This window comes from Mucilaginibacter sp. (assembly GCF_039935595.1).
GTDB lineage: Bacteria > Bacteroidota > Bacteroidia > Sphingobacteriales > Sphingobacteriaceae > Mucilaginibacter.
Map to the genome: position 1 here is coordinate 1 of NZ_JBDTJZ010000168.1, position 11,688 is coordinate 11,688.

At 39.0% G+C, this 11,688-nt stretch carries 10 protein-coding genes; 7 read left to right on the forward strand and 3 right to left on the reverse strand.

Going from position 1 to position 11,688, the window contains the following annotated elements; translation table 11 throughout:
• A partial coding sequence (locus ABI367_RS11730) for an MBL fold metallo-hydrolase RNA specificity domain-containing protein (RefSeq protein WP_462230649.1) occupies nucleotides 1-969 on the forward strand: 969 nt, incomplete at its 5' end.
• On the opposite strand, the gene ABI367_RS11735 is transcribed toward ABI367_RS11730, so the two are convergent.
• Nucleotides 966-2,162 (reverse strand): PAS domain-containing sensor histidine kinase, encoded by a 1,197-nt coding sequence (locus tag ABI367_RS11735; protein WP_462230651.1) that lies wholly within the window; start codon nucleotides 2,160-2,162, stop codon nucleotides 966-968. The genes ABI367_RS11730 and ABI367_RS11735 overlap by 4 nt on opposite strands.
• A gap of 215 nt (nucleotides 2,163-2,377) precedes the next feature.
• Here ABI367_RS11735 and ABI367_RS11740 point away from each other — a divergent pair, with 215 nt between their 5' ends.
• Entirely contained in the window at nucleotides 2,378-3,241 is an 864-nt protein-coding gene (locus tag ABI367_RS11740) for a universal stress protein (protein WP_462230653.1), read from the forward strand.
• A gap of 69 nt (nucleotides 3,242-3,310) precedes the next feature.
• On the forward strand, nucleotides 3,311-5,809 hold the full coding sequence (locus tag ABI367_RS11745; protein ID WP_462230655.1) for a cation-translocating P-type ATPase: 2,499 nt from the start codon (nucleotides 3,311-3,313) through the stop codon (nucleotides 5,807-5,809).
• A gap of 38 nt (nucleotides 5,810-5,847) precedes the next feature.
• Here the strand turns inward: ABI367_RS11745 and ABI367_RS11750 are convergent, their stop codons facing one another.
• The gene (locus tag ABI367_RS11750) at nucleotides 5,848-6,300 is read right to left on the reverse strand and encodes a pyridoxamine 5'-phosphate oxidase family protein (protein ID WP_462230657.1); all 453 of its coding nucleotides are present in this window, start codon (nucleotides 6,298-6,300) and stop codon (nucleotides 5,848-5,850) included.
• A gap of 77 nt (nucleotides 6,301-6,377) precedes the next feature.
• A complete protein-coding gene (locus ABI367_RS11755; protein WP_462230659.1) occupies nucleotides 6,378-7,424 on the reverse strand; it encodes a class I fructose-bisphosphate aldolase in 1,047 nt (348 codons plus the stop codon).
• A 159-nt stretch (nucleotides 7,425-7,583) separates the two neighbouring features.
• Here ABI367_RS11755 and ABI367_RS11760 point away from each other — a divergent pair, with 159 nt between their 5' ends.
• The 4 genes from ABI367_RS11760 (at nucleotide 7,584) to ABI367_RS11775 (ending at nucleotide 11,613) form a co-directional block, all read left to right on the forward strand.
• Nucleotides 7,584-8,507: a 1-phosphofructokinase family hexose kinase gene (locus tag ABI367_RS11760; RefSeq protein WP_462230661.1), complete on the forward strand. Its 924-nt coding sequence runs from the start codon at nucleotides 7,584-7,586 to the stop codon at nucleotides 8,505-8,507.
• Between the two features lie 64 nt (nucleotides 8,508-8,571).
• The gene (locus ABI367_RS11765) at nucleotides 8,572-9,678 is read left to right on the forward strand and encodes an efflux RND transporter periplasmic adaptor subunit (protein WP_462230663.1); all 1,107 of its coding nucleotides are present in this window, start codon (nucleotides 8,572-8,574) and stop codon (nucleotides 9,676-9,678) included.
• Nucleotides 9,675-10,934 carry an ABC transporter permease gene (locus tag ABI367_RS11770; protein ID WP_462230665.1) on the forward strand — a complete coding sequence of 420 codons (1,260 nt, stop codon included), beginning with the start codon at nucleotides 9,675-9,677 and terminating at the stop codon, nucleotides 10,932-10,934. Before ABI367_RS11765 ends, ABI367_RS11770 begins: the two co-directional genes overlap by 4 nt.
• 1 nt (nucleotide 10,935) lies before the next feature.
• Entirely contained in the window at nucleotides 10,936-11,613 is a 678-nt protein-coding gene (locus ABI367_RS11775; protein ID WP_462230667.1) for an ABC transporter ATP-binding protein, read from the forward strand.
• Nucleotides 11,614-11,688: the final 75 nt, after the last annotated feature.

Below are 11,688 nucleotides of genomic sequence, written 5' to 3' on the forward strand. Positions count from 1 at the left end.
GATCATATTAAATTTCAACTTTACCCTGCCGGGCATATTCCGGGCGCATGTTCTGTTGAGATAATGTGTTACGATAAGACCATCGTTTTTTCGGGAGATATTGGCCGTTATCATTCTGATATGCTTCCTATTCCTGTTCATCCCGAAAACGCCGACTTTGTTATTATGGAATCGACCTATGGCGACCGTTTACACGAAACAAACGTTATAGATGAGGAACTGGCATTTATCATAAAGGATACTATTTTTAACAAGGGAAACCTACTTATACCTTGTTTTGCTGTAGGCAGGGCACAGGATGTGATGCACTTATTATACAAGCTTAAATTAAGCAAAAGCATACCGGCCGAAGTGCCTGTATTTTTGGATAGCCCTATGGCCGCTTCTGCCAGTAAAGTATTAATCAGGCATCCTGACTGGATAACTATTAGCAAGGATGAGGTGGTTAAGATGTTTAACGGTGTACGAATTAACCAGGAGTATAGAGGTACCGAAAAAATACTTAATCAGAAAGGAAGTAAAATTATTTTGGCCGCCAGTGGTATGCTTACCGGGGGGCGTGTTTTAGAATATTTAAAACATTATGTTACCGACCCGAAGAATACTATACTAATTATTGGTTTTCAGGCAGAGGGAACGCGGGGGAGAACACTGCTGAATAGGGCGAGTGAAATAAAAATACACGGCAAATATTACCCGATCAAAGCGAATGTAAAAGAATTAGGCGGATTATCAGCACATGCTGATCAGGCCGAACTTATCACCTGGTTAAGAGGTTTTAAAACAACACCTAAACAGATATTTTTGGTGCATGGCGAACCATGCGCCCAGGATGCATTGAGGGTTAAAATTAAAGATGAACTGGGGAGGAGTGTTATTATACCTAAGCAAGATGAAAAACATTTGCTTTTTGAAGTAGAAGAACAACCCGAACGCGAAAACCAATTAATAGTTCAAAACGAAAATTAAGGATTTACAGGAAACTTTAATGTAAAAGTAGTACCCAGGTTGGTACTACTTTCAAAATCAATTGTGCCGTTCATTAAATCAGTATAGCGTTTAACAATATTTAACCCTAAACCGGTTCCTTGTATATCATTTGTATTTCCTGCTCTGAAAAAAGCCTCAAATAAATGTTCCTGGTCTTCCTGCGGTATACCTATACCGTTATCTTTTATTTTGATGCGGCATACATGATCATCTATTTCACTGGTCAATTCGATCAATCCGTCCTCACCGGAATATTTAATAGCATTAGATGTAAGATTAAGCAGGCAATGCTGTAGTAAGTTACTATCCAAAGTCACCTTTGGGTTTGTGCCAAAATGATGGTAAATAAGTTCTTGTCCTTCCTTTAATTGCAATCTCATGCCATCGGCAATGTTGTTGCATAGAGCAACCAGATCAAATTCATTAAGTACAGGTTTAACTTTTCCTATTTCTATTTTTTCGATTGATAAGAAGTCATTAATAATTTCGGTTAGTCTGCTTACACCGCTTTTAATCTTACCCAGGTGTAAGAATATTTTATCTTTTTCCAACCGGTCAAAATAATACTCAATTAATGATGCCGATAAAAGAATACTGCTTAAAGGGGTACGAAACTCATGTGACGCCATTGATACAAAACGCGTTTTAAGTTGATTCACTTCTCTTTCTTTTAAGAGCGAGGTATTTACTTCTTCTTTTGCCTGTTCAAGCGTATCAACAATATTTTTCAAAAAAGTTGTTCTTTCTTGTACTACCGTTTCCAGATCATTGGTATGTTGCTTTAACTTTTCTTCTGCTTTTTTTTCTTCGCTTAAATCGTGTATAACGCCGGCATAAACAACTTCATCATTGTATTTGGTTTCGCTAACAGCTAATCGGGCAGGAAAAATTGAACCATTTTTAGTGATCCCCATTATTTCGCGCCCAATACCAATAATATGTGACTGCCCGGTAAGCTTATATCTTTTAATGTGTTTGTTATGATTGTGTTTATCAGGAGCGGGCATAAGCATGCTTATGTTTTTACCAAGCAACTCATCTGCACTATATCCAAATAAAGTGCATACCGATGGGTTTACCAATAAAATAACACCCTCCTGATCGATAACCAGGATGCCGTCAATAACATTTTCAACAATTGATTTTAATAACTCTATATTATTATTATACATGGCTTAGTAGGCTGCATTAAATCATGTTTAAGTTCCATAACAAAAATTCACTTTATATATCCCGGTATCAATGATGACAATCACATTTTTAAAATATAAATTTATTGTATATCAGTATTTTAAGTGACCAGCGTCATATATCCATTGTGATGAAAATGCCACTTTTGAACAAGAAATATACACGTGTTACCCAAATCACTTTAAACTTTACGATCATGAAAACAATACTTGTACTGACTGATTTTTCTGAAAATGCAAAACATGCTGCCAAATCAGCAATGGCACTTAGCGAAAACCTTCACGCCGATATTTTATTATATAACACTTTTGTGATGACGCCAACAACGCCCTATTATGCCGCCGGTCCGGTGGTTACAGAAAGTATTATGAGTTACACCGATGAAATAGAAGATCGACTTAATAAATTATCAGAGAGCCTGGAAATAGGTTGCGATCAGTTAGCCGAAGGGCAGTTTAAACCTAAAATTACCTATGCAAAAGGAGATGGCAATTTAGGGAACGATGTTGCAGATATACTTAAACATAAAGATGTTGAACTGGTAGTAATGGGATCAAAGTCCGGCAGCGTCATTGAGCACATTTTAATAGGTAGCAATACCAATTCGGTTATCAGACATAGTACCCGCCCGGTTTTAATTGTGCCGCAACAATCGGATATTAAGAATATTAAAAAGGTGGTTTTTGCTACTGATTTTGATGATGAGGATATAAAAGCACTCATGTATTTGCAACAATTACAAAAGGTTTTTCACTTTGAGATACAAGTTGTTCATGTAACCCTTAACCATGAAGATGACAAGAAAATTTTTGAGGAGGAAATGATATTCGTTTCGATGGTTAACAGTTTAAAAAACGCAAACATTACTTATAAAACCATAAAGGGTAAAGATGTGGTTAACCGGCTAAATAGCTTTTGTCATGAAACTGAAGCGGATGTTCTTGCGCTGGTTCACTACAAAAATTCATTTTTAAGCCAATTCCTTCAGGAAAGCACAACTAAAGATGCCCTGTCCAATCAAAAAATACCCTTATTAGTTATACCTTCAAAAATGGTATAGTAAATTACCGGCAAACAAAATACTTATCTTAGTATTGGTTTGACGGTAATAACTATAAACGCAACTTTTATGCCCGACAATAATTTTGGTATCTCCGGTTTAACTGCCGATGAAGTAATACAATCGAGAAATAAGCACGGATATAACCGGGTTGATGTCCAAAAGCAAAACCCTATTTATGCTATTATAAAAAGCCTGGTAAAAGAACCAATGGTAATTTTATTATTGGTGACGTCAACTATTTATTTCATAAGCGGAAAAACGGGAGATGGCATTTTTTTAGCCGCTTCAATTCTATTAGTTTCAGCCATTTCAATATACCAGGATTCAAGGAGTAATAACGCGTTAGAAAAACTAAAATCATTTACTAAGCCCTTCAGTAAAGTAATCCGCGACGGCAAGGTGCAAACCATAAATACCGATGATCTGGTTATAGGGGATAGCTTTATTATTGAAGAGGGTTTTTCTATCGGAGCAGACGGCATAATTGCTCACTCTAATGATTTTTCTGTAAACGAAGCTATACTTACAGGCGAGTCATTGTCTGTTTATAAAGACAAAACCCAAAAAGATAAATCAGTTTACCAGGGTACAATAGTAGCAGGTGGTTTGGCCATAGCTACGGTTACAGCTATTGGTAATAACACCAGGCTCGGCAAAATAGGGGTAAGCTTAGATCTGATCAAAGCAGAAAAAACACCTTTAGAAACACAGATAAACAATTTTGTAAAAAAAATGGTGATTGCTGGCGCTATAGTTTTTATGATTGTTTGGGCAATAAATTTTTTCAATACCTATAATGTGTTAGCCAGCTTGCTTAAGGCGCTAACATTGGCCATGAGTATTTTGCCCGAAGAAATACCCGTTGCCTATACAACCTTTATGGCACTCGGTGCCTGGCGTTTAATGCAGATGGGCATTATTGTTAAGCAAATGAAAACCGTTGAAACCTTGGGCAGCGCCACAGTAATTTGTACAGATAAAACAGGCACTATCACCGAGAATAAAATGAGCCTGGCAAGGGTTTTTACACTTAAATCAGAAAAGGTATCTGATGCGGAAGGTAGTTTAACGGATGATGAGAAGTATTTGATAACAACCGCCATGTGGGCAAGTGAACCTATTCCGTTTGATCAAATGGAAATAGCATTACATAATGCCTATAGCCAAATCGCATCAGCTGATGAAAGGCGTCAATTTAAAATGATACATGAGTACCCTTTAGGGGGCAAGCCACCCATGATGACCCATTTATTTGAAAATGATTTAGGTAAACGCATTATTGCTGCAAAGGGAGCACCCGAAGCTATCATGAATGTATGCAAACTATCTGATGACGAAATACAAAAAATTCAGCATGTTATAAACCAACTGGCGGCACAAAGCTACCGCATATTAGGCGTGGCCGAAGCGGATTTTGCAGGTACAGATTTCCCGGTTACACAGCAAGAGTTTAAATTTGATTTTAAAGGCCTGGTAGCCTTTTATGACCCTCCGAAGAAAAATATTCAACCAGTGTTTGAAAGCTTTTATGCGGCAGGTATAGCGGTGAAAATTATAACAGGGGATAATGCTATTACTACGGCCGCTATTGCCAAACAAGTTGGATTTAAAGGGTATGAAAATAATATAACCGGCGATGAGTTAATGGCATTGCCACAACAACAGTTGGAAAAAAAGGTTATTAGCACCAACATTTTTACACGGATGTTTCCGGATGCAAAGTTGAAAATAATAAACGCGCTAAAAGCCAAACACCAGGTAGTAGCCATGACCGGCGATGGCGTAAACGATGGGCCGGCCCTTAAAGCGGCTCATATTGGTATTGCTATGGGCAAAAAAGGAACAGAAATAGCAAAAGATGCGGCTTCGTTAATATTATTAGAAGATGATCTATCAAAAATGATAGATGCTGTTGCTATGGGCAGGCGTATATATACTAACTTAAAAAAAGCTATAAGGTATATTATATCCATACATATCCCCATTATTTTAACGGTGTTTATACCATTGGCATTGGGCTGGATATATCCCAATATTTTATCGCCGGTGCATGTAATATTTTTAGAGTTAATTATGGGGCCAACCTGCTCCATTATTTACGAAAATGAGCCAATGGAAAAAAATACCATGCTGCAAAAGCCGCGTCCATTTACTGATGCGTTTTTTAGCTGGAAAGAATTGACAACCAGCATAATTCAAGGCTTAGTAATCACGATAGGGGTTTTATGTGTTTATCAGTATGCCGTTAGGCAGGGGTATGATGAGGCACTTACCCGTACAATGGTTTTTGTTGTTTTAATAACAGCCAATATTGGGCTAACTTTAGTAAACAGGTCATTCATTTTTTCGCTATTTACTACTTTAAAATACCGCAACAACTTAGTGCTGTTAATTATAGGTATAACTATAATGATATCCTTTTTACTGCTTTATATAAAACCATTAACCACATTTTTTGAGTTTGAAACATTAACAATGGTTCAAATATTGATAAGCGTAGCTATAGGCATCGCCTCAGTAATTTGGTATGAGGTGGTAAAATGGAAAAGAAGATTAAGTGTTTAAGGTTACAAATACGACCAGAATAATTGCTTTAAGAGCGCTTACTTGTTTTCAAACCGCCCGGTTTTTTTAGTTGGGGTTATTTTATAAACAATCAGGTCAACAGAGGTGCCAATGTCACTTTCATTCTCGGTAATACCATGTGAAGGATGATCAGTAGGGTGGTTGGCCAAAGGCATGATACGGTGTATAATGCCCTGCATGGCTTGTTGTTTTTCATCCAGGTCCGTTATCTCCTCAAACCGGCCCCATACAATGGCGCTTTTCCATTTAAATACTTCTTGTATCTCATCTACCTCAAAACATACCTCTGGATTTTTGCGCATCATCTTAATTTTCTTACCCTCGGCAGAATGGCTATAAATGTTTTTTCCGTCATAAACATAATTTATGGGTACTATATAGGTTTTGCCATCTGCATGGCAGGCTAATCTACCTATAACCTGCTGTTTCAACAGGTTATCAATTTCTACTTCATTTAACTTGCCTAACATATCGGTTTGTTTATTTCTAAAAATACATAGTTTATTGCTGACAAAAAATAGTGAACATGACATTTAATATATTATGATCAATATATGAGGTTAGGAATAACCTTTTCCATCTCGGGCGTATAAGAGCCCATACATGCTGCATGGTTGCACGCCGCACGGTGTAGTAATGATTGTTGTGCGGCATTAATGTTCGCGTCATTGCCTTTCCATATTTCTAACGCGGGTTGCTGCAGCGCCCTTGAAAAGGAAAAAGTTAATGCCCAGGGTAAACTGGCATTAAACAGGCGGTGCATGGCGTTTAATCTTTCGGTAGCCAGTAATGTAGGTTGGCCGCCTGATAAAAATGCAATGCCGGGTACACTTGCGGGCACGCAATTAAGCAAACAGGCAATTGTTGCCCGGGCTATTTCGTCATTATTATTCTGTATGGGGTGATCAATTCCGGGCAGCACCATATTAGGTTTCAAAATTATACCTTCCAAATTAACCCTATGCCGGTGCAACGCATTAAATACGGCTTGTAAAACCTGATTGGTAACTTCAGCGCATTTTTCTATGGAGTGGCCGCCATCCATCAGCACCTCCGGCTCAACAAACGGTACCAGGCCTGTTTCCTGGCAAAGGGCAGCGTATTGAGCAAGTACATTGGCATTGGTTTTAATACACGTTACCGTTGGCGTATTTGTACCTATACTAAATACGGCCCTCCATTTTGCAAAGCGTGCCCCCAGTTTTTTATATGCTGCTAAGCGTTCGCGTAAACCATCAAGCCCCTCAGTTACTTTTTCTCCCATAAAGCCGGCCATTGACACCGTACCGGCATCAACCTTAATGCCCGGAATAATGCCTTTTTTAACTAAAATATCGATAAACAGATCGCCGGCAACAGTACTTTGTTTAATGGTTTCATCAAAAAGTATGGCTCCGTTTATATATTCTTCTAATCCGTGTGTTGTTACTAATAATTCACGGTATTTTCTGCGGTATTCTTCCGTTTCAGGAATCCCCTGTGCCTTAAATCGTTTATTACAGGTTGCAGTACTTTCATCCATGGCCAAAATGCCTTTTTTACCGGCCATTAACTGACGGGCAGTGGTTACTAACGGTTGTTGGTCTGTTTTCATGGATTATGGTGTTTGGTTATTATATATCAAAAGTAATACCAGTAAATAAGTCAAAAAGTAATTAGGGTCATATTGTATGGTGTTGCTCATCACCATACTGGTTGCTTAAGTGTGCTAAGTTTGCCTTATAATAACTTAAAAGACAATTTAATTAATAATATGGCATTAATTGTAACTGTAACATTTAATCCGGCGCTCGACCAAAGTTTATCCGTGCCCGAGTTTATACCTGATAAAAAGCTAAAATGTTCGCAACCTGTGTCTGAACCCGGCGGGGGTGGTATTAATGTAGCCAGGGCCATAACAAAGCTTGGCGGAAAAGCAGTGGCTATTTATTTGGCCGGAGGCGATGCCGGGAAAAAGATAACCCGCCTGCTTGCCAAAGAGTTTGTAAAAACTATCGTCATTGAAACGGTTGAATGCACCAGAATTAATATGGTAGTTGAAGATACAACCAACCACAAACAATATCTTTTAGATATGCCCGGAAACACTGTGAAAGAAAATGAGTGGCAGGCATGTTTAAATGCTATAAAAGATATGCCGGATGTGAAATATATTGTGGCAAGCGGAAGCTTACCGCCAGGCATACCAACCGATATATTTGCCAGAATTGCATTAATAGCAAAAAATATGGGTGCTTTACTAATTGTAGATACATCGGGCAATGCTTTAAAAGAGGCAGTTAACGCCGGTGTTTATTTAATAAAGCCTAATATCAGGGAGTTGGCTGCACTGGTGGGGAAAAGCGAGCTGGATATAGCATCTGTGCCTGATGCCGCCCGCGAAGTGATAGATCAAGGTAAGTGTGAGGTTATTGTGGTATCAATGGGTCCAGATGGGGCATTATTAGCGACTAAAGATTTATCGATAAAAATAGCCCCTCCGGTAGTAGCAGTTAAAAGCACGGTAGGTGCCGGCGATAGTATGGTTGCCGGCATAGTTTTAAGCTTGGCCAACAATAAAAATATAATTGAGGCTGTACGGTATGGCGTGGCATGTGGCTCGGCGGCTACCCTTAATTATGGCACACAATTGTGTTCAAAATCCGATGCAGATCGCATATATGACAGTATAGGTTAAAAAAAAAGCTTAATATTGGGTATAATTAATGCCGTAAACCTTTTATAAACTAAAAAATTGCACCATGAAACTAAGTGGTCTTATGTGGAAGGCGTTTTATTTAATATTTATAGTATTTGTTTTTAGCTCTTGCTCAAAAAAAGGTGAGCATACCAAACCTGTAATTAATAATATTACGGTTTCGCTATATGCTTCGGCTGTAGTTAAGGCGCAAGGTCAATATGCAGTTTATTCAACCGTATCCGGTATTATAAATAAGGTGATGGTGGTCCCCGGTGAGTTAGTTAAAAAAGGAGATCAACTTTTTATTCTTGATAACCGCGAGGCAAGCTTAAATGCAGAAACATCCCGGCAGGTATTAAACTTTGACCAATTAAATACCCAACCGGGTTCTGATAAACTTCAAGGGGCTTTATTGCAGGTACAAACGGCCAAAGAAAAATACCGTTTGGATTCTTCCTTTTATTATCGACAAAAAAATCTCTGGGATCAAAATATTGGCACACAGGCCGAGTTTGACCAACGTTTACTCAATTTTAATACGTCTAAAATAAACTATCAATCAGCTGTTAAAAATTTGGGGCTGTTAAAGGCTCAGCTTAAAAATGAGGTGGAGATCTCAAAATTAAATTACCAGGTCAGCCAAAAAAGGCAAACAGATTATATTGTTAAGAGTGAGATTGACGGACAAGTATTTGATGTAGCAAAAAATAAAGGCGACCTGATAACCCCGCAAACTATACTGGCTACGGTAGGGAAACCCGGTAGTTATTATTTAGAGATGGAGGTTGACGAAAACGATATCACACAGGTAAAATTAAATGAGCCTGTAGAGATAACAATGGACAGCTATAAGGGTAAGGTGTTTGAAGGGAAAGTGAGCAAAATTTATCCCATCATGGATCAGCGATCACGTACGTTTAAAGTTGAAGCTACTTTTTTACACCCGCCTGATCCGCTTTATCCTAATTTATCGGCAGAGGTTAATATCATCGTATCGGTTAAAAAAAATGTGATGCTTATTCCGCGCAATTATTTGGATGCCAATAATGAGGTAATACTGTCTGACGGTACCAAAGCAAAGGTAACTACCGGTGTACAGGATTATAACAATGTTGAGATATTGAAGGGGCTTGACACCACGCAAACCATATATAAACCAGCAGAATGAAAGTCGGCCTGTTGTTAGATATATCTTTAACACTTATAAAGGCACGGATAAGGCAATCTGTTGTAGCGGCTGCGGGCGTTACGTTTGGTATTGCCATGTTTATAACATTGGTTAGTTTTATGACGGGGTTAAACAAAATGCTGGACGGCCTGGTAATAAACCATACCCCGCATATCAGGTTATATCAAGCCATTACCCCGGCTAAACAACAACCTATTAGTTTAGACAAGAAGTATAGCGATTTTAAAAATTTTATCTATTCTATAAAACCGAGGGACCAGGGTAAAGAGATTCACAACGTTAGTCGTATCCTGCAAAAACTAAGAACGGACGATAGGGTAATCGGCGCTACGCCAAAAGTAAGTACCGTGGTTTTTTTTAACAGCGGCACCATACAGCTATCGGGCACTGTTGATGGGCTAGATGTAACAGAGGGCGAAAGGCTGTTCCCGATGGGCGACAATATGGTTAAAGGCAATATTGGCGATCTGGCTATTGTTAGCAACAGCATTATAATAGGTAAAGGGCTGGCTGATAAATTATTACTTGATGTGGGCGATGTGGTGCAGGTTACTACGCCCGAAGGCGATAGGACGATACTGAAAATTGTGGGCATTATACAGTTTGGCCTGGCAGAGGTAGATGATGTACAGAGTTATACGTCAGTTACCACAGCACAAAAATTGCAGGGTAAGCCAACCAATTACATAACTGATGTACAGGTAAAGCTAAAGGATATTGAGCAGGCCCCCGCCATAGCAAAAGAGTATGCCAAATTATTTGATGTAGATGCCATAGATATACAAACCGCCAACGCGCAGTTTGAAACCGGTACAACCATACGTAATACCATTGCTTACAGCGTTAGTGTTACGCTGTTAATAGTAGCAGGTTTTGGTATTTATAATATTTTAAATATGCTGATCTACGAAAAGATGGACGCCATTGCCATACTTAAAGCAATTGGCTTTTCGGGGAGGGATGTTAAACGCATATTTATTCAACTATCCATGCTATTGGGATTAATTGGGGGTATTGTGGGGTTAATATTGGGCTATGTTTTATCGGTTATAATCAGTCACCTGCCTTTTGAAACTACGGCGCTGCCCACCCTAAAAACATACCCGGTTAATTTTGATATGATATATTATATCATAGGGATAAGTTTTGCCCTTATTACTACTTACATGGCCGGCTTGTTTCCGGCGCGAAAAGCAGCAAAAATTGATCCGGTGGTAATTATCAGGGGGAAATAATATGGAACAGAAAGTCCTCGAAGCCAAAGCAATTAACAAATACTTTTATGACCCGGTACGGTTTCGTGTGTTAACCGATATTAATATGAGTATCAGTAAAGGCAGCTTTACGTCGGTAACCGGTAAATCGGGCTGTGGCAAATCTACCTTATTGTATTTGCTGTCGACAATGGATACCGAGTACGAGGGCGACCTGCTGCTGGATAATAAAATACTAAACGGACTTAATAACGCCGAACTTGCTAAAATACGTAATGAAAAAATAGGCTTTGTATTCCAGTTTCATTACCTGATAGAAGAGTTTAACGTATTAAAAAACGTAATGCTCCCCGCTTTAAAGCTGGGTAAATACGCCGCCGACGAGGTTGAGCATAGGGCAATGAAGCACCTGCAAACGCTGGGTATTGAAGACCAGGCCCTTAAAAACGCCCACCAGCTTAGCGGCGGGCAAAAGCAACGGGTAGCCATAGCCCGCGCTTTAATAAACGACCCGCTTATTATTATGGGCGACGAGCCTACAGGTAACCTGGACAAAAAGAACAGCGATATTGTATTTGATATATTTAAAGAGATATCTACCCAAAACAACCAAACCATACTGGTAGTTACCCACGACCCTGATTTTGCCAAACGGGCAGACCGTACCATTGTAATGGAAGATGGTAAAATTATTACTTAGACGCAAACTTTGGACGGAGGGGGGCGGCGTTAATTTATAACCAAGCTACCGCCCATTCAAGTGTCGACACTTGAA

What these genes read in the sequence shown, in the direction of transcription:
- ABI367_RS11745 (WP_462230655.1), top strand. Translation starts at nt 3,311, where the DNA reads ATGCCCGACAATAATTTTGGTATCTCCGGTTTAACTGCCGATGAAGTA.
- ABI367_RS11770 (WP_462230665.1), top strand. Translation starts at nt 9,675, where the DNA reads ATGAAAGTCGGCCTGTTGTTAGATATATCTTTAACACTTATAAAGGCA.
- ABI367_RS11735 (WP_462230651.1), bottom strand. Translation starts at nt 2,162, where the DNA reads ATGTATAATAATAATATAGAGTTATTAAAATCAATTGTTGAAAATGTT.
- ABI367_RS11765 (WP_462230663.1), top strand. Translation starts at nt 8,572, where the DNA reads ATGAAACTAAGTGGTCTTATGTGGAAGGCGTTTTATTTAATATTTATA.
- ABI367_RS11740 (WP_462230653.1), top strand. Translation starts at nt 2,378, where the DNA reads ATGAAAACAATACTTGTACTGACTGATTTTTCTGAAAATGCAAAACAT.
- ABI367_RS11755 (WP_462230659.1), bottom strand. Translation starts at nt 7,424, where the DNA reads ATGAAAACAGACCAACAACCGTTAGTAACCACTGCCCGTCAGTTAATG.
- ABI367_RS11760 (WP_462230661.1), top strand. Translation starts at nt 7,584, where the DNA reads ATGGCATTAATTGTAACTGTAACATTTAATCCGGCGCTCGACCAAAGT.
- ABI367_RS11775 (WP_462230667.1), top strand. Translation starts at nt 10,936, where the DNA reads ATGGAACAGAAAGTCCTCGAAGCCAAAGCAATTAACAAATACTTTTAT.
- ABI367_RS11750 (WP_462230657.1), bottom strand. Translation starts at nt 6,300, where the DNA reads ATGTTAGGCAAGTTAAATGAAGTAGAAATTGATAACCTGTTGAAACAG.